The organism is Aeromonas fluvialis, assembly GCF_000819885.1.
In the GTDB taxonomy this organism is placed as follows: Bacteria; Pseudomonadota; Gammaproteobacteria; order Enterobacterales; family Aeromonadaceae; genus Aeromonas; species Aeromonas fluvialis.
This window is the reverse complement of record NZ_CDBO01000011.1, coordinates 121,279-142,061: the sequence shown is the minus strand read 5'-3', so window position 1 is coordinate 142,061 and position 20,783 is coordinate 121,279. Positions and strand designations below refer to the sequence as shown.

Sequence of the window (20,783 nt, the reverse complement as noted above, 5' to 3'; positions counted from 1 at the left end):
GTTCTCATAGTTGCCACCACTGGCTGCCGGTGATGCTCACCGTCAGGCTGCTGCCATCCTGGTACACATCGTCGATCGGGGCATCGACAGTCACGCTGCCGTTCAGCTCGCCCGCCTTGATGGTGATGCTGGCGCCGTTGGACAGGGTCAGCACCAAGTCGCTTTGCGGAGCATTATTGACGCTGGCGCTGTAGGTGATTTGGCTGCCTTCGTTGACCTCGGCCGGGGCGCCCAGGGTCACGGTGGTGGTGTCGACAGTGTCGTTAATCTGGGTAGTCGTTGAAGGTCCAGTGACTATCTGGTTGAAACCACCGCCCTGAGTACCGGTAATCGAAACGGTGATCGTTGACGGGTCGACATAAGGGCTGTCTGCCGGAGCAGCAACAGTGACTGAACCGGAACTCTGGCCGACGGGAATGGTGATCACTGCCCCATTTGACAGCTGAATAACCAAGTCAGAACCAAAAACAGGTTCATCTAATGTCGCGGTAAAGGTGATCAACCCACCTTCATTCACCTGTGCATCTGCACTCAAGACAAGGTTGGCGGAGGTAAAAAGAGGATCATCTTCACCAACGGCTTCAAGCGGCGGCTCGCTATTGGCGTTGTAGGTGGTATCGAACGTGGCTTCGGCAATCGTTGCGGTACCTGCGCGGTCGATGGTGACAAAACCGGCGTTGCCACTGGCACCGGCGACACCACCACCGGCGGCAGGCGCACCGCCTGCAGCAGATGCCTCAAAGGCCTGGGTCGGGTCTGCGCCACCCAAAATGGCCTGTTGCAGGGCACTGATATCATCAGGAGTGCCTGCTGCACTGTTTTGCGTCAGCAGGAGGGCATCCCCCTCTTCAGCAGGCTCACTCTGCTCGCTGGCTGGTTGCACATTGAACGACTGTTCGCCGCCCATGAAGCTAGCACCATCCGGAGACATGATCACCGCCCCTTTCGGCAGCACATCACCTTCAGCCAACAGCTTCCGGCTGCCATCAGCGGCAACCAGATAAATTTGTCCTTTAAGTTGGGTTACGGTTACGCCCTGTTCCAAGGTAACGGCATTGGTAATCATCTTCTCTCCTGAATCCTGATTTGAATGCAATAAGCCACAGCCTACTTTGCACACATGCAGATGAAATAACCAGTTAGAAAATTCGAAAGAATAGACTGATATGGGGCTGAACTGTTCAGCCAACAAGAAGGGTCGACACGAATGGGGATGTAACTAATAAAATCAATTTTATCAGCGCATTACAGAAATATGGCAGACGCATGACAAACCATGCCTCTGCCACTTTATCAGGCTATGCACCGGCCCAGAGGATGATAGCCAGCAGCTGTGGCGAGATAATCCGCAGGAACATCACCAGCGGGTAGACAGTGGCGTATGAGAGCGCACTGGCACCACTGGTCGGGTGCATGGCGTTGGCAAAGGCTAATGCGGGAGGATCGGTCATGGAGCCAGCCAGCAAGCCACAGAGGGTGAGATAGTTCATCTTGCCATATAAGCGCGCCAGTACCCCGACCACCAGCAAGGGGATCAGGGTAATGGCGGCCCCATAGAGCATCCAGGCCGGACCATCTCCATTGATCAGGGTATCGATGAAACCCGCCCCCGACTTGAAGCCCACTACCGCCAGAAACAGCACGATGCCAATCTCTCGCAGCGCGAGGTTGGCGCTGGGAGGCATAAACCAGTAGAGCTTGCCGATGCTACCGATCCGCGACAGGATCAGCGCCACCACTAGCGGCCCGCCAGCCAGACCCAGCTTGAGGGCAGCCGGGAAACCGGGTAGATAGAAGGGGATGGATCCGAGCAATACGCCGAGGCCAATCCCGATAAATACCGGCAACATCTGCACCTGTTGCAGTTTTTGCTGCACGTTGCCGACCACATTGGTCACCGCCTCAATGGCATCGAGGCGCCCCACCAGGTTGAGAATGTCGCCAAACTGCAGGCTGGTCTGGCTGGTTGGCACCAGCTCGATACCGGCCCGGTTGAGACGGGAGATCACCACGTCGTAGCGCTGTTTGATGTCGAGATCGCGGATCTTCTTACCCAGCACCTGCTCGTTGGTCACCACGACCCGCTCCACCCGCAGGTCGGTACCGCGCGTGGAGAGGGAGGTGTCGACCTCCTCCCCCAACACCAGCAGCACCTTGTGCAGTGCATGGCGTTCACCCACCAGATGCAGCAAGTCCCCCAGCTCGATGCGGGAATCAGGACGCGGCACCATCAGCTCGTCGCCACGCTTGAGGCGTGAGCAGATGACGTCAGCCTCGTCGAGGCTGGGGATCTCGCTCAGCATCAGGCCATGCATGTTGGGGTTGCGTACCGCGATGTTGATGGTCTGCAAGCTCTCTTTTGTTTTACCCGCCTGTTGCTCGAACTGGGCAGCTTCATCGTCGATCTTGATGCGAAAGAAGACCCTGACCAGCCACATGGTGAGCAAAATGCCACAGATGCCGAACGGATAGGCGACCGCATAGCCCATCCCCATCAGGCCGGTCGAACCGGGCGCGGCGCCCAACTCCGCCAGGATCTGCTGGCCCGCACCGAGGGATGGCGTATTGGTGACGGCGCCAGAGAAGACCCCGAGGATCACAGGTAGCGGCACATCAAACAGTTGATGAAGTGCCGCAGCAACGATACACCCGAGGATAACCAGCAAAGCGGCAAAGGCATTGAGCTTGAGCCCGGAGCTGCGCAATGACGAGAAGAAACCGGGACCTACCTGAATGCCGATGGTATAGACAAACAGGATCAGGCCAAACTCTTGAATAAAATGGAGCGTGTGATCATCGAGCGCCAGGTCTGACACCCCGGCAAAGTGGCCCACTATGATGCCGCCAAACAGCACCCCCCCTATCCCTAGACCAACGCCATAGACTCGCCAGTTTCCCAGCCAGAGCCCCAGCACTGCCACCAGCGACAACATGCTGATGGAAAGCGCGATTTCACTCATTTCGTGCATCCTTTGCGAATTGAACTGGCCCTAGCTTGTCAGCAAACAGTGATGCCAACTGTGTGATACCGCACGAATTTATCCTTTTACGCGCTAAAAATACCAATTAAGGGCTAGTTGCACGACGCTAGGCGACGTAACCGTAAATGGCCATAAAGTGACAAACGCTGCCACCCAACACAAAGAGATGCCAGATGGCGTGGTTGTAGGGAATCCGCTTGGCCACATAGAAGATGACCCCGAGACTGTAGATAAGACCGCCAAGCCCGAGCAGCAGCAGCCCCTCACCGGCCAGATGGATGTAGAGCTGATAGATGACCACCAGCGACAGCCAGCCCAGCATCAGATAGGTAAAGAGCGATAACGTCTTGAAGCGGTTAATGAATACCAGCTTGAACACCACGCCGGCCAGCGCCAGGGCCCAGATCACCACCATCAGCCCGCGCGCCAGCGGCGTGTCGAGCGCCACCAGCAGGAAGGGAGTATAAGTACCGGCAATAAGCAGATAGATGGCGCAGTGATCAAACACCTTGCACCAGCGTCTGGCTCGCCCTTCCGCCATGCTGTGATAGAGGGTCGAGGCGAGATAGAGCAGCACCAGACTGCCGCCATAAAGGCTGTAGCTCACCAGCGCCTGCGTGCCCTGCTCCCATCCTTTGAGGAGCAGCAACACCAGCCCGACAATCCCCAGCAACAATCCCGCACCGTGACTCAGCCGGTTGGCCAGCTCCTCCCGGGGGGAGTAATCCATCACACCACTCATCACATTCACTCCGTTATCATTGACGACACAATACCCAGCACCATTTCAGAGTACAAGTGTTCGCTTAAAAAAGGGAGTGGCTGCCACCTGTCAACCTTTGGTGTATGCTCTGCCGCCGATGCCCGAGACAAGCGGCATAGACACCTACCCCGGTGACCTGGTCTGGAGAACCTGATGACGTTGACTGAGCTGTTTGCACAAGCGGATCCCGCCTTTGGCGAGGCGATGAACACCTTGCTGGAGAGCTTCCACCACTCCGACGACAGCCAGGCCCCCTACCAGCGCGACCTGTTCACCCATCAGCTCGAACAATCCTGCATGCCTGCGGTCGGCATCTCCATCAAGGAGTATCTGGCGCGGCTGGCCACCCTGGTGCCCGGTGCCTCTCACCTCACCTCGCCACGCTACATGGGCCACATGACGGCACCATTGCCGACCTTCACTGCCGAGCTCTCTCGCCTGGTGGTGATGCTCAACCAGAATCCGATGAAGATGGAGTCCTCCCGCCTGCTCAGCTTTCTGGAGCGGGAGGTGCTGGCCAAGCTGCACCGCCTCATCTATGGCAGGGACGATGCCTTCTACGGCGTGCAGATGCATGCCAAGGATGCCGCCCTCGGCGTCATGACCAGCGGCGGCACCATCGCCAATGTCACGGCGCTGTGGCTGGCCCGCAACCGCGCCTGCGGCGACAACCTGTTCTCCCTCTATGAACAGGGCTATCGCGGCGCCGTTATTCTGGGCTCCCGACTGATGCACTACTCCTTCGATAAGGGGATGGATCTGCTGGGACTGGGCGCCCGCAGCGTCTGGCGCCTCGAAACCGACGAGCAGAACCGGCTCAGTCTGGCTGCACTGGAGCAGGCGCTGATCCAGTGCAAAGCACAGAAATTGAAAGTGCTGGCACTGGTCGGCGTGGCGGGTAGTACCGACTTTGGCTCCATCGATCCGCTGCCGGAACTCGCGGCCATCGCCGAACGCGAGCAGATCCATTTTCACGTGGATGCCGCCTGGGGCGGCCCGACCCTCTTCTCCCCCCGCTATCAGGGGCTGCTTGCGGGCATTGAGCAGGCCGACACCGTCACCCTGGATGGCCACAAGCAACTGTTGGTGCCGCTCGGTACCGGCATGCTGCTCTGCCGCCAGCCCGATCTGATGATGGCGGTCAAGCGGGAGGCCCCCTACGCCATTCGCGCCACCTCGTTCGATCAGGGCCGCTTTACCCTGGAGGGCACCCGCCCGGCCAACGCCCTCTATCTGGATGCCGCCTTCCAACTCTTCGGCCAGCAGGGCTATGCCGACCTTATCGAGGCCAACTATGACCGCGCCAGGCTGATGGCCGAGCTCATCACAAGCGACCCCGCCTTCGAGCTGATGTCGGCGCCGGTGATGAACCTGCTCTCCTACCGCTGCATCCCGCCCCATCTGCAGGGCAAACCGCTGGATGAAGCAGCCAACGAACAGATCAACACCTTCAACGTGGCCCTGCAAAAAGCCCAGCGCGCCGAGGGGCACAGCTTTGTCTCCCGCACCCAGCGGGCGGTGGTGCGCTACGGTGCCCAGCCCCTCACCCTGCTGCGGGCCGTGCTGCTCAATCCCTTGATTGAAGAGTGCCATATCCGTGACCTGCTGGCCGATCAGCAGCGACTGGGGATCACCATTGCCCACCAACTGTTTGGTGACCGCGTGGCACCGGTGTAAAAATGAGCAGCCTTATTCATTTGCCGTTGTCCGCCGTGCAGGTAGACTGGGCGAAACTTTGCAGACCATCTTTGAGGACCTGGCGCCAGACATGAAGCAATTTATTGAATTTATTCCACTTATCGTTTTCTTCGCGGTCTACAAGTTCTACGACATCTATATGGCCACCGGAGCCTTGGTGGTGGTGACCGGACTGCAGCTCGCCTATAGCTGGCTCCGCTATCGCAAGGTCGAGAAGATGCAGCTTTTTACCTTCCTGCTGGTCGGCTTCTTCGGCGGCCTCACCGTCTTCTTCCACGATGACACCTTCATCAAATGGAAAGTCACCGTGGTCAATGCGCTGTTTGCCCTGGGTCTGCTCATCAGCCGCTACGGCTTTGGCAAGAACCTGATCAAACAGATGCTGGCCAAGGAGCTGCAAGCACCCGATGCAGTCTGGGACAAGGTCAATCTCGGCTGGGTCGGCTTCTTTACCCTCTGTGGCCTGCTCAACCTCTACGTGGCGTTCAACCTGCCACAGGAGATATGGGTCAATTTCAAAGTGTTCGGTTTGCTGGGGCTGACCTTGGTCTTTACCCTGCTCAGTGGCGTCTATCTCTATCGCCATATCCCTGCCGAGCAGAAAAACGAACTGGAAAAATAACCCTCATCAGAAAAGGATCCTCTCATGTGGTATCTCATCTACTCCGAAGATGTTCAGGGCAGCCTGCCGCTGCGCAAACAGGCTCGCCCCGCTCATCTGGCCCGTCTGCAAGCATTGCAGGATGAGGGGCGTCTGCTGACCGCCGGCCCCAACCCGGCCATCGATGCCGAGGATCCGGCCGATGCCGGCTTTACCGGCAGCACTGTCATCGCCGAATTTTCCTCGCAGGCGGAAGCCAAAGCCTGGGCCGATGCAGACCCCTATGTAACCGCCGGTGTTTACGCCAAGGTCACCATCAAGCCGTTCAAGAAGGTCTTCTGATCCAAAGCGCAGAGCAAAATACAAAAGGCCGGACTGGAAGTTCATTCCAGTCCGGCCTTTTTGCATCCCGATATCTCGTTTATGCCTTGGCGACAAACCAAGGATTGAGGATATCGGGCTTGTTGTAGACAAGGGGCGAACCGTCGAGTTGGGTGACGCTGCCGCCCGCCCCCTCCAGCACCGCCTGCGCGGCACCGGTATCCCACTCGCAGGTGGGCGCGAGGCGCGGATAGAGCTCGGCGCCACCCTCTGCAATGATGCAAAACTTGAGAGAGCTGCCCATGGAGACCAGCTCGATTTCGCCAAAAGGAGCCAAGAAATCGAGGGTCTCCTGCGACAGGTGGTTGCGACTGCCCACCACCCGCCACGCCTCGCCTTCACGATAAGGCCGGGTCTGGATGGGCTCACGCTTGCCATCGGCGATGCACCAAGCTCCAAGCCCCTTGCCGCCAAACCAGATCTTCTCCAGCACAGGGGCATAGACCAGTCCCCAGCGCGGCGCACCCTCTTCAATCAGCGCGATATTGACGGTGAACTCGCCATTGCGGGAGACAAACTCCTTGGTGCCATCGAGGGGATCCACCAGCCAGTAACGGGACCAGCCGTGGCGCACCGCCATCACCTCGGGCCCCGACTCCTCGGATAATACGGGAATGTCGGGAGTCAGCCGTGCCAACGTCTGAACGATCACCTCGTGGGCCCCCTTGTCGGCCGCAGTCAGCGGGCTCTCGTCGCTCTTGTACTCCACCGCGAAGGGCTGGCTGTAGATGGCCATGATGGCCGCCCCCGCCGCGCGGGCGACAGGTTCAAGTTCAGTGATATCGGGGTGGTACTGGGGATGCGCCATAACAATCTCGTCCAACTCACAAGGCTAATCAGTGTAACTCCCTTTACATCAACTGCTTATAGCCGATTGTGCTGGGTTATTACAGCGCGGGAGCCGCCAGGCCATTTCGCTGGGGTGCACAGGGCCAAAAACAACAAAGGACGCCGTGGCGTCCCTTGTTGTTTCTGGTGACCGCTATCAGGCCACGGCCTGGCTGGCGGATCAGATCCCCTGACGGGCTTCCTGCATCAGCAGGCGCATGTCGCTCACGGCCTTGGCCAGACCGTCGAAGGCGGCGCGGCCGATGATGGCGTGGCCGATGTTGAGCTCGACGATCTCGGGGATGGCAGCGATGGCCTTGACGTTGTGGTAGTGCAGACCATGGCCGGCATTGACCTTCAACCCCTTGCCGGCGGCGTAGGAGGCACCGGCAGCGATGCGCTTGAACTCGGCGTTGCGCTCGGCATCGGTGGTGGCATCAGCATAGCGGCCGGTGTGGATCTCGATAAAGGGGGCACCACTCTCGGCTGCCGCATCGATCTGGATGGGATCGGCATCGATAAAGAGGGATACCTGAGCACCCACGGCAGAGAGACGGGCAACGGCGTCAGTCACCTTGTCCAGCTGACCGGCGACATCCAGGCCGCCCTCGGTGGTCACTTCGGTGCGCTTCTCCGGCACCAGACAGACGAAGTGGGGTTTGATGCGGCAGGCGATGCCGATCATCTCTTCAGTCACCGCCATCTCCAGGTTCATTCTGGTCTGGATAGTCTGGCGCAGGATCTCCACATCGCGGTCGGTGATGTGGCGGCGATCTTCACGCAGATGCACTGTGATGCCGTCGGCCCCGGCCTGCTCAGCAACAAAAGCGGCCTGTACCGGATCCGGATACTGGGTGCCACGGGCGTTGCGCAGGGTGGCGATATGGTCGATGTTCACACCCAGATAGATTTCACTCATTGAGAACTCCTTGAAAGGCTTCATCTGTTGACTGCGCGGTCAACGAATCACACCGCGCCAATATCCGTATGTCTTTACTCTGTGTCAGCCCTGAATGCTGGCTTTGCGTTTTAAAAACAGCTCCCGGCTTTTTAGCTGGCGCTTGCCCAGATAGGGTTGCAGCGCCAGTCGGCTGAAACGCTTGGCCGCCTGCAGCAAGGGAGGGGTATCGAAACGTCCCTCGGCAAAGGCGAGCAGGTGGGCACCGAGAAACAGGGTACGGGGATCCGGCGCCCGCTCGCAAGCAACAAAGCCCAATTCACGCTCGAAGCCATAGAGCAGGGTCGGCTCGATGGGCGACTCGTCGTCCGCCGTGTATTCGAAATCCACCGCATAGCCGAGCGCCTGCAACAGCAGGAACTCGAAGCGACGCAGCGGCAGCTCCGGCGTCTCGCCATCGGCCAGCGCCATGATGGCACGGGCATAGGCATCGAATACTTCGGGGAACGGGGTGTGCGCTTCCAGCAGGTAGTAGACCAGCTCGTTGAGATAGAGGCCGTAGAAGAGGCGATCGCCACCAAGACGCAGGGAGTGGTCGGGGCATTCGACCTGGGTGAGGTTCTTGAGATCGCCCTTGCCGCGCCAGGCGATGGTGAGCAGGGTAAAGGGTTGCAGCAGCCCCTTGAGAGGGGAGCGTGGCCCGCGAGAACCGCGAGCCACCAGAGTAAATCGGCCACTATCCTGGGTGAAGACCTCGACCAGCTGGCTGGTCTCCCGATAGGGCCGACTGTGGATGACGAAAGCCGGGGTCAGCAATCAGTCGTCGCCATACCCGAGGCTGCGCAGGGCGCGCTCATCATCAGCCCAGCCCGACTTGACCTTAACCCACAGCTCGAGGTGCACCTTGTTCTGGAACAGACGTTCCATATCGAGGCGTGCTTCGGTGCCGATGGTCTTGATCTTCTCGCCCTTGTTACCGATGACCATCTTCTTTTGGCCATCGCGCTCGACCAGGATCAGGCCGTGGATGTGGTAGAGACCGTTCTCTTCCACCTTGAAGCGCTCGATCTCCACCGTCACCGAGTAGGGCAGCTCCTCGCCGGTGAAGCGCATCAGCTTCTCGCGGATGATTTCGGAGGCCATAAAGCGGGACGAGCGGTCGGTCACGTAATCTTCCGGGAAGAAATGGACGTTTTCCGGCAGCAGATCCTTGGCCCACTCGCGGATCTTCTCCACGTTGGTGCCCTTTTCGGCACTGATGGGCAGAATATGGGCGAAGTTCATCTGTTGACCCAGCCACTCGAGGTGCGGCAGCAGATCTTCTTTCTCTTTGACGTTGTCGATCTTGTTGACCGCCAGCACCACAGGGCACTTGAGATTGCGCAGCTTGCCCAGCACCATCTCGTCGTCTTTGGTCCAGTGGGTACCGTCCACCATGAACACCACCATGGCCACGTCCCCCAGCGAGCTGGTCGCGGCGCGGTTCATCAGGCGGTTGATGGCCCGCTTCTCCTCGATATGCAGACCCGGGGTGTCCACATAGATGGTCTGGTAGTTATCCTCGGTGTCGATCCCCAAAATCCGGTGACGGGTAGTCTGGGGCTTCTTCGAGGTGATGCTGACCTTCTGGCCAAGCAGCTTGTTGAGCAGGGTGGACTTGCCCACATTCGGGCGGCCCACGATGGCGACAAAGCCGCAGTAAGTGGTATCTGTCATGACAGTTTTTCCAATGCTTGCTGCGCTGCGGCCTGTTCGGCCTTGCGACGGCTGGTGCCGACCCCGTTGATTGGACCATCCAGACCTTCCACGTCGCACTGGACGGTGAACTCCTGGTTGTGGGCCTCACCCTTGACGTTGGTCACGGTGTAGGTCGGCAGGGATTTGCGGCTTCCCTGCAAAATTTCTTGCAGACGGGTCTTGGGATCTTTCTGCTCTATGCCTGGCTTGATTTCGTCCAGACGGCTGGCGTACCAGCTCAGCAACAGGGTCCGCACCGTCTCAAGATTGGTATCCAGATAGACGGCACCGATCACCGCCTCGACCGTGTCGGCCAGAATGGATTCGCGGCGAAAACCGCCGCTCTTGAGTTCGCCAGGGCCGAGGATCAGGTGATCACCGAGGTCAAACTCCCGGCCCAGCTCGGCCAGGGTCTTCTCGCGCACCAGGGTGGCGCGCATCCGGCTGAGATCTCCTTCCGCTGCTTGCGGGAAGCGGTGGAACAGATCATCGGCAATCACCAGACTCAAAATTGAGTCACCCAGAAACTCCAGTCGCTCGTTATGACGGGAGCAGGCGCTGCGGTGAGTCAGCGCCCGGGTCAGCAGTTCCAGATCCGCAAAGACATGCCCGAGACGGGACTGCAGTCTGTTCATCTTGATATTCATTTACTTGATTCCGCCAATGCGGTTGAAGCGCACACCTGTCGGTACCCAACTTGGCAGCAGGGAGCCTTCTTCGCGCTCGAATTCAAAACTTATCCAGATAGCGACCGCCTTGCCGACCAGATTCTGCTCGGGTACAAAGCCCCAGAAGCGGCTGTCGGTACTGTTGTCACGGTTATCGCCCATCACGAAATACTGGCCTTCCGGTACCACCCACTCGTCAGGATAGGTGCCGGGCTGGCGATAGTAACGACCAACCATATCGGGCATCAGCGGATTGCGCAGGGTCTCGTGGGAGACATCACCCAACTGCTCGGTATAGCGGTCAAGGGGGATCCCCATCTGGGTAAATTCGCCTCTTTGTTCAAACTTGACGTCGAGCTTCTTGAAGCCCGGGCACGTTTTCCCTTCCTGCTCATCACCGCTCTTTTCCACACAACGCGGCCGGATCATCAGCTCCTTGTTGCGATAGATAACCCGATCACCCGGCATGCCGACCACCCGCTTGATGTAGTCAACGCGCGGTTCAAGGGGATACTTGAACACCACCACGTCACCACGCTCAGGGGAGCCGGTCTCGAGGAACTTGGTGTTGGTCACCGGGTCCCGCAGACCATAGGCAAATTTTTCCACCAGGATGAAATCGCCCACCAGCAGGGTGGGCATCATGGAACCTGACGGGATCTGGAACGGTTCAAAAATGAACGAACGCAGGATCAGCACAAAGGTGATGACCGGGAAGACCCCGGCGGTCTGTTCGATCCAGACCGGTACGGGGGCTACCTTAGCCAGGGTCTTCTCATCCAGGTGGGCACCGCCATGGGCACGAGCCACGGCAATCTTGGCGGCGCGCTGCTTGGACCAAATCATCTTGTCCAGACACCAGATAACACCGGTGATCGCGCAGACCACCACCAGGATCAGGGAAAACGTGCTTGCCATCGATTAATCCTTTCCGACGTGGAGAATCGCGAGGAAGGCTTCCTGCGGCACGTCGACACGGCCGAGGGACTTCATCCGCTTCTTACCTTCTTTCTGCTTGTTCAGCAGCTTCTTCTTACGGCTCACGTCACCACCGTAGCACTTGGCGGTCACGTCTTTACGCAGTGCCTTGACGGTGCTGCGAGCGATGATCTGGTTGCCGATGGCCGCCTGAATAGCGATATCGAACATCTGGCGCGGGATCAGCTCACGCATCTTCTCCACCACCTGACGACCACGATATTGGGCGTTGTCCTTGTGGGTGATGATGGCCAGGGCATCGACGCGCTCGCCGTTGATCATGATATCCAGACGGACCATGTCAGAGGTTTCGAAGCGCTTGAAGCCGTAATCCAGCGAGGCATAACCGCGACTGGTGGATTTGAGGCGATCGAAGAAGTCGAGTACCACTTCCGCCATCGGAATTTCATAGGTCAGCGCCACCTGCTTGCCGTGATAGACCATGTTGGTCTGCACGCCACGCTTCTCGATACAGAGGGTGATCACGTTGCCCATGTACTCCTGCGGCAACAGGATATGGCACTCGGCGATCGGCTCGCGCATCTCCTTGATGCTGGTGATGGCAGGCATCTGGGCCGGGCTGTCGATATGGATGGTGGTCCCGTCGGTCAGCTCGATCTCGTACACTACGGTCGGCGCCGTGGTGATCAGATCCAGATCGTATTCACGCTCCAGACGCTCCTGAATGATCTCCATGTGCAGCATGCCGAGGAAGCCGCAACGGAAACCAAAGCCCAGCGCAGTGGAGCTCTCCGGTTCGAAGAACAGGGAGGCATCGTTGAGCGACAACTTGTCGAGGGCGTCACGGAACGACTCGTAGTCATCGCTGGAGATGGGGAACAGACCGGCATACACCTGCGGCTTCACCTTCTTGAAACCGGCCAGCGCCTTGTCGGCACCGTTTTTGGCCTGGGTCAGGGTATCGCCCACCGGCGCGCCGTGGATGTCCTTGATACCGCAGACAACCCAACCTACCTCGCCACAGCCAAGACCCTGGGTATCCACCTGCTTGGGCGTGAAGATACCGATGCGATCGACACCCCACACCTGACCGGTGCTCATCACCTTGATCTTATCGTTCTTCTTCAGCGAACCGTTCTTGATCCGCACCAGAGAGACAACACCCAGATAAGGGTCGAACCAGGAGTCGATGATCAGCGCCTGCAGCGGGGCATCCGGGTCACCTTCCGGCGACGGAATGCGGGCCACGATCTCTTCCAGCACCAGATCGACACCGAGGCCGGTCTTGGCGGAGCAGCGCACCGCATCGACCGCGTCGATACCGACGATGTCTTCGATCTCCTCGGCAACCCGCTCCGGCTCGGCGGCCGGAAGGTCAATCTTGTTCAGCACCGGCACCACTTCCAGATCCATTTCCATGGCGGTATAGCAGTTGGCCAGAGTCTGTGCCTCAACCCCCTGGCCGGCATCCACCACCAGCAGCGCCCCTTCACAGGCCGCCAAAGAGCGGGAGACCTCGTAGGAGAAATCCACGTGGCCCGGGGTGTCGATAAAGTTCAGCTGGTAGGTGTTACCGTCTTGTGCCTGGTAGTTCAGGGTCACACTCTGTGCTTTGATGGTAATGCCGCGCTCGCGCTCCAGGTCCATGGAGTCAAGCACCTGAGCCTGCATCTCACGGTCGGACAAGCCACCGCAAGTCTGGATCAGACGGTCCGACAGGGTCGATTTACCGTGGTCGATGTGCGCAATAATCGAAAAGTTACGAATGTGTTTCATCGAGCAAGAGTCACTCAAAATTAGTTAAGGTCAGTTATGGAGGCGCGATTTTACTGGATAACCCGGCTGACGGCCATTCTTTAGTCGCCAGCGCCAGTGAAATAGCGCCTGTTCAGTCAGGAGAGGGGGCGGACAGGAACCACAACGCCGAGCATCTGCGGGCCGTAGCGCCCCTGATCCAGGCGGTTGGAAAAGTAACGAACCAGTAAAAAGCCCAGCACGCCCCCCAGCAGGCAGCAGAGGATGGTGATCCCCTCCCCGCCCGAGAGCAGCGGCGCCAGCCAGAGCTGCCCCAGCAAGGCACCGGCCAGCAGGCAAAACAGCGGCAGCACATAGACCAGCGCCGCCCCGCGCAGCAGGCTTTGCTGCGGAATACCCAGCCTCACTTGCTGACCAACCTGCACCTCGGCAGTCAGTCTGACCCGCAAGCGCGAGGCTTGCAGGGGAAACGCCTTGGCCACGGTGCCGGTACCGCAGTTGGATTGCTGCTGACAACCACTGCAGGCAGAGCGACGCTCGCACTCCACCCAGGCATGGTCACCCTCAATGGCCACCACGGTCGCCAGCTCTTCACTCATCTCATTCACGGCAACACCTCGTGCTCATGCAATGGCTGGATCTGAACACGACTGACTGTCTGCGGCAAGCAGACTCACTGCACCGCTTCGTTGCGGGCCAGCGGCTGGACCGACTCGGCGATGCGCTTGGCGGTCTCGGCAGGCACCTCGCCGACCACGGTGATCTCGACCCCCACCTCGTTGACATAGCTCACCAGCGAGGTCGCCCCCTGGCGGATCAGCTGCTGGCGTACCGCCTGCTTGGGATCAACCCGGGAGACATAAACCGAGAGATCCACCAACCCGTCGGAGAGCATCATGTAATCCACCGGCATACTGGTGGTCACCAGCTGGTGGCGGTCTTGTGACAGCACCTTGAAGCCATCGGGCAACCAGGTGATCTGCCAGCTCAGCGCCTGCTGCGGGGCAGGATAGGCATCTTCCAGTGCCAGCGCCTCCGGCAATTTGCGCTTGGCCAGGACGACCAGCCAGGGTGCAGGCTTATTCTGCAGCTCCAGATCGACCCCCAGCACCTGTTCGACCAGATTGCCTTCCCGCTCCACCATGTCGACCCGCAGCAACAGGTTGCTCTGCTCATCGATCCAGAGCACGAAGCCATACTTGTCTGCTTCTTTTGGCACCAGTCTGACAACCTGGGCGACCACTCCCGCTACCCGGCTGCGGCCGGCCAGCACAGGATCATAACTCTCCAGCACCTGCGCCAGCGGCATCTTCACCAACGTCGACCAGATGCCGGGGAAGCGGGCATCCTTCAGGGTGTAGGGATCGTGGCTGTTTTCAAAGAAGGTGTATTCGTTCTGGCGCTGGAGATACTCGATCGCCTTGCCGTCGAGGTAACTGAGGTGGGCCACTTCCTTGCCGTTGATCACGGCATGGCTGATCCGGATCGGTTCAAGACGCCCCTGACGGGCCTTGACCATGGACAACTCGAAATTCTGTTGCTGCACGGCACTCTGCATCTGCTGCAACAAGGCCTCGGCCGACTTATCGTCGGCCGAGGCCTTGGCACTGATCAGCAGGAGAGAGGCCAGCAAAATACGGCTGGACTGGCGCACGTTTGTATCCCTGACAATTCGTTATTGTTGGATCTGTCTGTCTTGCAACAGGCGCTGCTGCAACTGGTGGTCACGCAGGAAGGCGTTGATCCGCTCCCGCTGCTCCTGCATCTGCTGTTCGGTCAATCCTTGCTGACGGGCACGGGCGCCATCCTGTTGCGGATAGTGAACACTCACAGGTGCCGCACTGCCACCGATTGGAATGGTATTGAGCACCGGATTGGCCGGAACGCCATCCTGTCCCTGATACTGCTGCACCCCGAAGATAACGGCAGCGGCCACGGATGCCGCAATGGCATATTGACCAAACTGCTGACCGGCCCGGCGCAGCAGCGAAACCACATTGGACTCTTTCTTGACCGGCGATGCGGTAGATTGCGGCACAGGCGCAGTCTCAACAGGCTTGGGAGCCAGTATGGTAGGCTCGTCCTCCAGCGCAGCCATGATGCTGTCACTGAGATCCAGTTGCAGATTGATCGGCAGGTCACCCCGCATGGCATCGCCGATCAGGTGGTAACGACCCCAGGTAGCTTGCGAGTCGGCATCCAGCTCCAGCTCGTTCAGTACCTCTGCGTCACTCAGGTCACCATCCATCAGGGCAGAGATTTGCTCTTTTTTTGCCATAAGTTAATCCGTCTTTCCCCAGTTAATTCTCGATCAGAGGTTGCAGCTTTTTATCGATTGCGTCCCTCGCCCGGAAGATACGGGATCTGACCGTACCCACAGGGCAATCCATGATTTCGGCAATCTCTTCGTAGCTCAGCCCTTCCAGTTCGCGAAGGGTGATCGCTGTCCTCAGGTCTTCCGGCAATGCCTCTATGGCTGAAAACACGGTGCGTTTGATCTCGTCAGTCAGCGCCAGGTTTTCCGGGGTTGAAACCTCTTGCAAGGCTTCACTACCACCATAAGACTCCGCTTCATCAGCCTCCACATCACTGCTGGGGGGCCTGCGCCCTTGGGAGGTCAGATAGTTTTTCGCCGTATTGACGGCAATTCGGTACAACCAGGTATAAAAAGCACTTTCGCCACGGAATGTCGGCAATGCCCGGTAGGCTTTTATGAAGGCCTCTTGCGCCACATCGGGCACATCACCGGGATTGTTCACATATCTGGCAACCAGGTTGACCACCTTTTGCTGGTATTTTTTTACCAACAGGTTGAAAGCTGCTTTATCGCCGCGCTGGACCCGTTCAACCAGCTGTTCGTCCAGTAGATTCTGGTCGGTCATCAGAGCCGTAAAACCCCCATCAGGTTATCGTTCTTCTTTTCCGGCCCTTCCTAAGCGCACAAGTTCAGACAGGGAAAATAAGAGAAAGTTCGCTTCAATTGAAAAAAATGTGATGCAGGCTGCATACTCGCCCCCGCTTGGGCTACCATGGTGCCAGTTCTTAATCCAGGCCAATGATACTTATGAAAGCAAGTGTTGAATACCTTTGCGATGTACTGATCATTGGCAGTGGTGCCGCTGGTCTGTCCCTCGCGTTGCGATTGGCAGACCAGGCCAAAGTCCTGGTTCTGAGCAAGGGGCCCATCAGTGAAGGGGCCACTTTCTATGCGCAAGGAGGCATCGCTGCCGTTTTCGACGAGACCGACAGCATCGAATCCCACGTGAGCGATACGCTCAACGCGGGCGCCGGGTTGTGTGACCCGGCCGTGGTGGAGTTCACCGCTCGCCACGCCCGCGAGTCCATCCAGTGGCTCATTCAACAAGGGGTCCCCTTCGATCAAGAGGAGAACGCCGAGGGCGAGTCCCACTATCACCTCACCCGCGAAGGGGGCCACAGCCATCGCCGCATCTTTCATGCAGCTGATGCCACCGGCAAGGCGGTACAGCTCACCCTGATCGATCAGGTGCGCGACCACCCCAATATCCAGCTGATGGAGCGCTTCAACGCGGTCGACCTCATCACCACCCGCAAGCTGGGTCTGCCGGGCAACAAGGTGCTGGGGGCCTATGTCTGGAACCGCAACACCGAACAGGTTGAAGTGGTTCGTGCCCGCTTCGTGGCACTGGCGACCGGTGGCGCCTCCAAGGTATACCAGTACACCTCCAACCCGGATGTGAGCTCTGGCGATGGCATCGCCATGGCATGGCGGGCCGGTTGCCGGGTGGCGAATCTGGAGTTCAACCAGTTCCACCCCACCAGCCTGTTCCACCCGGATGATCCCAACTTTCTGCTGACCGAGGCTCTGCGCGGTGAAGGGGCTTATCTGCGCCGCCCCGATGGCAGCCGCTTCATGCCGGAATTTGACGAACGGGCCGAGCTGGCCCCACGCGATATCGTCGCCCGAGCCATCGACCATGAGATGAAGCGGCTCGGCGCCGACTGCATGTATCTGGATATCAGTCACAAACCGGCCGATTTCATCATCAAGCACTTCCCGACCATTTATGAGCGTTGCCTCGCAGTCGGTATCGACATCACCAAAGAGGCGATGCCCATCGTGCCTGCGGCTCACTACACCTGCGGTGGCGTGATGATCGACAACAACGGCCAGACTGACATCCCCGGCCTCTATGCTATCGGCGAAGTGACCTATACCGGCCTGCACGGCGCCAACCGAATGGCTTCCAACTCCCTGCTGGAATGCGTGGTTTATGCCCATCAGGCGGGAGCCGACATTCTGACCAAACTGCCGAAAAGTGTGGAACCACCTCACCTGCCCGCCTGGGACGAGAGCAAGGTAGAGGATTCCGACGAACTGGTAGTGATCCAGCACAACTGGCACGAGCTGCGGCTGATGATGTGGGACTATGTCGGGATAGTGCGCACCAATAAACGCCTGGCTCGGGCCAAGCGCCGCATCAACCTGCTCAAACAGGAGGTGCAGGAGTACTACGCCCACTTCCGCGTTTCCAATAACCTGCTGGAGCTGCGCAACCTGTTGCAGGTGGCCGAACTTATCGTCAACTGCGCCCTGCTGCGCAAAGAGTCCCGCGGACTGCACTACAATCTGGACTATCCGGATATGCAGCCAGACTCGAAGCCGACCGTACTGACCCCGGAGCGGGATTAATTCTCCTCCTGCGACGCATTACCGCGACAGTGAACCCGCCCCAGCGGGGTCACTTTTTTCAGCAGCTTTTTTACTGCCACTTTTTTCGGCAAATAGTACCGCCAGCTACATGGCAGCAGCTTATCGCGATAAATCAGCAAGCAGTCATCAGGAAGCCGGTGTCAGCGCCGGGAAGGCAGAAAGTGGATGGCTCGCGCCAGCAGGCGGTAGTGTTCGGGGGGAAGGGCATCGGAGAAGAGCCACAGTTGCCGTGGCGACACAGATCCACTCTCTTGCGGCTCGGGGCAAAGTGCCAGCCTGAGCACACTGGGCAGAATGCGGCTTTTCTTGCCGAGTTGATAGCGGCGACCTTGCCACTGCAGCCACTGGCCATCCCATATAAGCTCGCACGGGGGCTCGGCAAGTGCGCGCCAGCTCAGCCAGAGTGCCACCAACCAGACGGGCAGCAACAGCGCCCACTGCCAATCGGCAATCAGGCCAGCCATCGGCCAGAGCAGCAACAGAAAGAGGGCCACCAGCAAACATTGCTGATGGCGGGAGGGGTGAACCGTCATGATCACCCGTTCCACAGTATTACCCCTGGCGGTCGTGGCGCGCCTGATTGCGCTCCAAGATCATCGGGATCATGGCGGCAAATGCGGGCTCTTCGGGGATACCATGACCCATGCACCACTTGAACAGGTCCGGGTCATCGCACTCCAGCAGGCGGATAAAGGTCTGCTGATCGGCCTCGCTCAGGGTGTCGAATTCGTGTTCAAAAAAGGGCATAAAGATCACATCCAGCTCGAGCATGCCGCGACGGCAAGCCCACTTCAGGCGGGATTTTTCAACTGGGCTCAACATGGCACTCTCCTTACAAAGACCGTGGGATGGTACCAGCTGGATTTTCCGGCTGACAAACATTAGTTACGTCTTTACCATGCAGCTCACATACTTTCTCTCTGGAATACCATCGTGAGCCTGCAACCACCTGTTTTTCCTGCCGAGCCGACCCGCTTCCCCCTGACCAAGATCGCCATCACCCGCATCAGCGGCGAGGAGCGCGCCAAATACCTGCAAGGTCAGGTCACCTGTGATGTCAACGCCCTGCAACCGGGGCAACAGACCCCGGGTGGCCACTGTGATCCCAAGGGCAAGCTGTGGAGCAATTTCCGCCTGCTCTGCCTCGACGACAGCCTGCTGCTGCTGACCAGCCCTTCGGTGCTGGAGCGCCAACTGCCGGAGCTGAAGAAATTTGCCGTCTTCTCTAAGGTGGAGATCGCCGCCGATGAGCGTCACACAACCGGGATCGCCGGTGCAGGCAGCGATGGGTGGATCGCCGCGCAGTTTGGCCTTGCGCAGAGCGGTCTCATCGACGGCGGCATGGCGGTGAAGATCGAACAGGATCGCTGGCTGCTGGTGAGCAATCAGCAAGCCGACGCCCTGCCGCAAGGTGATGAGTCACTCTGGTGGGGGCTCGAGATCAAGGCGGGTCTGCCGCATATGGAGGCGGTGCATCAGGGGGAGTTCATCCCGCAGATGCTCAACCTGCAGGCGCTGGATGGCATCAGCTTCAACAAGGGTTGCTACATGGGGCAGGAGACGGTGGCCCGTGCCAAGTATCGCGGTGCCAACAACCGCGCCCTGTTCCTGCTGGCCGGCACGACCGGCGAGCCGGTCGCCAGCGGCGATACCCTTGAGCTGCAACTGGGTGACAACTGGCGCCGCAGCGGCATGGTGCTCAACGCCTGGCAACAGGCCGGGCAGGTGTGGCTCACCGCCGTGCTGCCGAAAGATACCGAGGCTGACGCCCAATTCCGCCTCAAGCAGGACGAAGGCTCCCGCCTCACCCTGCAACCCCTGCCTTACGCCCTGACCGAGTAAGGTCGGCTAGCGAGGCACGCGCGCCAGCAGGGCCTCCTTCAGCCAGCGCCCCGCCTGCCCCAGCGGGCGGGCGCGATGCCACTGTAACTCCAGCGCCAGCGCGTGGCTGGCGATAAAGTCCGGCTCCAGCACCACCACTTCCCCCCGCTTCAGCGGTTGATGCAGCAGAAATTCCGGAATGGCGGACCAGCCAAGACCCCGCTTGACCAGCTCCAGCACCCCGAGATCCCCCTCGACCCACCACACCTGAGCCGAGATACGAAAACGCTGGCGCTCGCTCCCTTCCCGGCGGCCGGTGACCATCAGCTGACGCACCCTCTGCAGATCGACCTCCCGCAGCGGCTGCTTGCGGGCCAGCGGATGATCCGGTGACACCACCAGCGGCATGGTCACCTCCCCCAGCGAGTGGGCAACGATCTCCCGCTGGGGATGCACCTTCTGATAACTGATGCCTAGCTGGGCCCGGCCAGTCACCAGCATCTCGGTCACATCCTCCATCAGCGGGAAGAGCAGCTCCAGCTCGACTGTCGGGTAGCGGGTGGCAAACTCCGCCAGCAGACTACCAAGCCAGGGAAGGTGAGAATCATCATCGATAGCCAGAGTGAGGCGTGACTCCACCCCGGCCGCCAGCTCCCCGGCAATGGCCTGTAACCGTTCACTCTGCGCCAGCAGGATCCCCGCCTCCTGCACCATGCGGGCCCCCGCCTCCGTCAGCTGCGGATAGCGACCGCTGCGGTCAAACAGGGTGAGCGCCAGATCGATCTCCAGATTGGCGATGGCGCTGCTCACCACCGACTGCGCCTTGCCCAGCTTGCGGGCGGCGGCAGAAAACGAGCCGGTGTCGGCGGCTGCCAGCAAGACTTTCAGTTGTTCCAGTGATGGCGTCATTGTGCGGCCCTCCGGGCAACCCCTTTCCCTTATCATCTATCTGTTTTAGCGATGGATACCAACGTGAATCTATCGCTAATGAACTATAGATTAGCCAGCAATTCCTGAACA

The 20,783-nt window shown here is 59.2% G+C and carries 22 protein-coding genes; 5 read left to right on the top strand and 17 right to left on the bottom strand.

Annotated elements, in window-relative coordinates; all coding sequences use genetic code 11:
• Positions 1 to 4: 4 nt before the first annotated feature.
• From BN1125_RS19450 to trhA, 3 genes are all read right to left on the bottom strand, one after another.
• Positions 5 to 1,066 (bottom strand): retention module-containing protein, encoded by a 1,062-nt coding sequence (locus BN1125_RS19450; protein WP_052446027.1) that lies wholly within the window; start codon positions 1,064 to 1,066, stop codon positions 5 to 7.
• A 232-nt stretch (positions 1,067 to 1,298) separates the two neighbouring features.
• A complete protein-coding gene (locus BN1125_RS02795) occupies positions 1,299 to 2,960 on the bottom strand; it encodes a putative transporter (RefSeq protein WP_042010568.1) in 1,662 nt (553 codons plus the stop codon).
• A gap of 127 nt (positions 2,961 to 3,087) precedes the next feature.
• A complete protein-coding gene (gene trhA / locus BN1125_RS02790) occupies positions 3,088 to 3,723 on the bottom strand; it encodes a PAQR family membrane homeostasis protein TrhA (RefSeq protein WP_042010566.1) in 636 nt (211 codons plus the stop codon).
• A gap of 174 nt (positions 3,724 to 3,897) precedes the next feature.
• Between trhA and BN1125_RS02785 the strand changes: the two genes are divergently transcribed.
• From BN1125_RS02785 to BN1125_RS02775, 3 genes are all read left to right on the top strand, one after another.
• Positions 3,898 to 5,421: a pyridoxal-dependent decarboxylase gene (locus tag BN1125_RS02785; RefSeq protein ID WP_042010565.1), complete on the top strand. Its 1,524-nt coding sequence runs from the start codon at positions 3,898 to 3,900 to the stop codon at positions 5,419 to 5,421.
• Positions 5,422 to 5,512: 91 nt separating this feature from the next.
• The gene (locus BN1125_RS02780; RefSeq protein ID WP_042010732.1) at positions 5,513 to 6,064 is read left to right on the top strand and encodes a septation protein A; all 552 of its coding nucleotides are present in this window, start codon (positions 5,513 to 5,515) and stop codon (positions 6,062 to 6,064) included.
• Positions 6,065 to 6,088: 24 nt separating this feature from the next.
• Positions 6,089 to 6,385, top strand: coding sequence for a YciI family protein (locus BN1125_RS02775; RefSeq protein ID WP_042010563.1), 297 nt, complete (start codon positions 6,089 to 6,091; stop codon positions 6,383 to 6,385).
• 79 nt (positions 6,386 to 6,464) lie between these two features.
• On the opposite strand, the gene cysQ is transcribed toward BN1125_RS02775, so the two are convergent.
• From cysQ to rpoE, 11 genes are all read right to left on the bottom strand, one after another.
• A complete protein-coding gene (gene cysQ, locus BN1125_RS02770; protein WP_042010561.1) occupies positions 6,465 to 7,232 on the bottom strand; it encodes a 3'(2'),5'-bisphosphate nucleotidase CysQ in 768 nt (255 codons plus the stop codon).
• Positions 7,233 to 7,433: 201 nt separating this feature from the next.
• Positions 7,434 to 8,171: a pyridoxine 5'-phosphate synthase gene (pdxJ, locus tag BN1125_RS02765; RefSeq protein ID WP_042010560.1), complete on the bottom strand. Its 738-nt coding sequence runs from the start codon at positions 8,169 to 8,171 to the stop codon at positions 7,434 to 7,436.
• An 84-nt stretch (positions 8,172 to 8,255) separates the two neighbouring features.
• The gene (gene recO / locus BN1125_RS02760) at positions 8,256 to 8,966 is read right to left on the bottom strand and encodes a DNA repair protein RecO (protein WP_041210624.1); all 711 of its coding nucleotides are present in this window, start codon (positions 8,964 to 8,966) and stop codon (positions 8,256 to 8,258) included.
• Entirely contained in the window at positions 8,967 to 9,866 is a 900-nt protein-coding gene (era, locus tag BN1125_RS02755; RefSeq protein ID WP_005335393.1) for a GTPase Era, read from the bottom strand.
• Positions 9,863 to 10,534 carry a ribonuclease III gene (gene rnc, locus BN1125_RS02750; RefSeq protein ID WP_042010557.1) on the bottom strand — a complete coding sequence of 224 codons (672 nt, stop codon included), beginning with the start codon at positions 10,532 to 10,534 and terminating at the stop codon, positions 9,863 to 9,865. Before rnc ends, era begins: the two co-directional genes overlap by 4 nt.
• A complete protein-coding gene (gene lepB, locus BN1125_RS02745; protein WP_042010555.1) occupies positions 10,535 to 11,473 on the bottom strand; it encodes a signal peptidase I in 939 nt (312 codons plus the stop codon).
• Positions 11,474 to 11,476: 3 nt separating this feature from the next.
• Positions 11,477 to 13,270, bottom strand: coding sequence for a translation elongation factor 4 (lepA, locus tag BN1125_RS02740; protein ID WP_042010554.1), 1,794 nt, complete (start codon positions 13,268 to 13,270; stop codon positions 11,477 to 11,479).
• Between the two features lie 116 nt (positions 13,271 to 13,386).
• Positions 13,387 to 13,848 (bottom strand): SoxR reducing system RseC family protein, encoded by a 462-nt coding sequence (locus tag BN1125_RS02735; RefSeq protein WP_042010552.1) that lies wholly within the window; start codon positions 13,846 to 13,848, stop codon positions 13,387 to 13,389.
• Between the two features lie 74 nt (positions 13,849 to 13,922).
• On the bottom strand, positions 13,923 to 14,903 hold the full coding sequence (locus BN1125_RS02730) for a MucB/RseB C-terminal domain-containing protein (protein WP_042010551.1): 981 nt from the start codon (positions 14,901 to 14,903) through the stop codon (positions 13,923 to 13,925).
• A gap of 21 nt (positions 14,904 to 14,924) precedes the next feature.
• Positions 14,925 to 15,527, bottom strand: a complete 603-nt coding sequence (locus BN1125_RS02725; RefSeq protein ID WP_042010549.1) for a sigma-E factor negative regulatory protein — start codon at positions 15,525 to 15,527, stop codon at positions 14,925 to 14,927.
• 22 nt (positions 15,528 to 15,549) lie between these two features.
• Entirely contained in the window at positions 15,550 to 16,131 is a 582-nt protein-coding gene (gene rpoE, locus BN1125_RS02720) for an RNA polymerase sigma factor RpoE (protein WP_042010547.1), read from the bottom strand.
• 182 nt (positions 16,132 to 16,313) lie between these two features.
• Here rpoE and nadB point away from each other — a divergent pair, with 182 nt between their 5' ends.
• Positions 16,314 to 17,921 (top strand): L-aspartate oxidase, encoded by a 1,608-nt coding sequence (nadB, locus tag BN1125_RS02715; RefSeq protein WP_042010545.1) that lies wholly within the window; start codon positions 16,314 to 16,316, stop codon positions 17,919 to 17,921.
• Positions 17,922 to 18,082: 161 nt separating this feature from the next.
• Here nadB and BN1125_RS02710 read toward each other — a convergent pair whose 3' ends face one another.
• Entirely contained in the window at positions 18,083 to 18,475 is a 393-nt protein-coding gene (locus tag BN1125_RS02710) for a protein YgfX (RefSeq protein WP_042010731.1), read from the bottom strand.
• A 19-nt stretch (positions 18,476 to 18,494) separates the two neighbouring features.
• Positions 18,495 to 18,764, bottom strand: a complete 270-nt coding sequence (locus BN1125_RS02705; RefSeq protein WP_042010544.1) for an FAD assembly factor SdhE — start codon at positions 18,762 to 18,764, stop codon at positions 18,495 to 18,497.
• A gap of 111 nt (positions 18,765 to 18,875) precedes the next feature.
• Between BN1125_RS02705 and ygfZ the strand changes: the two genes are divergently transcribed.
• Positions 18,876 to 19,784: a tRNA-modifying protein YgfZ gene (gene ygfZ / locus BN1125_RS02700; protein ID WP_042010542.1), complete on the top strand. Its 909-nt coding sequence runs from the start codon at positions 18,876 to 18,878 to the stop codon at positions 19,782 to 19,784.
• A 6-nt stretch (positions 19,785 to 19,790) separates the two neighbouring features.
• Here ygfZ and BN1125_RS02695 read toward each other — a convergent pair whose 3' ends face one another.
• A complete protein-coding gene (locus BN1125_RS02695; RefSeq protein WP_042010541.1) occupies positions 19,791 to 20,672 on the bottom strand; it encodes a LysR family transcriptional regulator in 882 nt (293 codons plus the stop codon).
• Positions 20,673 to 20,783 lie beyond the last annotated feature (111 nt).

Coding starts and splice junctions, on each gene's coding strand:
- BN1125_RS19450 (WP_052446027.1), bottom strand. CDS start 1,066: ATGATTACCAATGCCGTTACCTTGGAACAGGGCGTAACCGTAACCCAA.
- BN1125_RS02795 (WP_042010568.1), bottom strand. CDS start 2,960: ATGAGTGAAATCGCGCTTTCCATCAGCATGTTGTCGCTGGTGGCAGTG.
- trhA (WP_042010566.1), bottom strand. CDS start 3,723: ATGAGTGGTGTGATGGATTACTCCCCCCGGGAGGAGCTGGCCAACCGG.
- BN1125_RS02785 (WP_042010565.1), top strand. CDS start 3,898: ATGACGTTGACTGAGCTGTTTGCACAAGCGGATCCCGCCTTTGGCGAG.
- BN1125_RS02780 (WP_042010732.1), top strand. CDS start 5,513: ATGAAGCAATTTATTGAATTTATTCCACTTATCGTTTTCTTCGCGGTC.
- BN1125_RS02775 (WP_042010563.1), top strand. CDS start 6,089: ATGTGGTATCTCATCTACTCCGAAGATGTTCAGGGCAGCCTGCCGCTG.
- cysQ (WP_042010561.1), bottom strand. CDS start 7,232: ATGGCGCATCCCCAGTACCACCCCGATATCACTGAACTTGAACCTGTC.
- pdxJ (WP_042010560.1), bottom strand. CDS start 8,171: ATGAGTGAAATCTATCTGGGTGTGAACATCGACCATATCGCCACCCTG.
- era (WP_005335393.1), bottom strand. CDS start 9,866: ATGACAGATACCACTTACTGCGGCTTTGTCGCCATCGTGGGCCGCCCG.
- rnc (WP_042010557.1), bottom strand. CDS start 10,534: ATGAATATCAAGATGAACAGACTGCAGTCCCGTCTCGGGCATGTCTTT.
- lepB (WP_042010555.1), bottom strand. CDS start 11,473: ATGGCAAGCACGTTTTCCCTGATCCTGGTGGTGGTCTGCGCGATCACC.
- lepA (WP_042010554.1), bottom strand. CDS start 13,270: ATGAAACACATTCGTAACTTTTCGATTATTGCGCACATCGACCACGGT.
- BN1125_RS02735 (WP_042010552.1), bottom strand. CDS start 13,848: ATGAGTGAAGAGCTGGCGACCGTGGTGGCCATTGAGGGTGACCATGCC.
- BN1125_RS02725 (WP_042010549.1), bottom strand. CDS start 15,527: ATGGCAAAAAAAGAGCAAATCTCTGCCCTGATGGATGGTGACCTGAGT.
- rpoE (WP_042010547.1), bottom strand. CDS start 16,131: ATGACCGACCAGAATCTACTGGACGAACAGCTGGTTGAACGGGTCCAG.
- nadB (WP_042010545.1), top strand. CDS start 16,314: ATGAAAGCAAGTGTTGAATACCTTTGCGATGTACTGATCATTGGCAGT.
- BN1125_RS02710 (WP_042010731.1), bottom strand. CDS start 18,475: ATGACGGTTCACCCCTCCCGCCATCAGCAATGTTTGCTGGTGGCCCTC.
- BN1125_RS02705 (WP_042010544.1), bottom strand. CDS start 18,764: ATGTTGAGCCCAGTTGAAAAATCCCGCCTGAAGTGGGCTTGCCGTCGC.
- BN1125_RS02695 (WP_042010541.1), bottom strand. CDS start 20,672: ATGACGCCATCACTGGAACAACTGAAAGTCTTGCTGGCAGCCGCCGAC.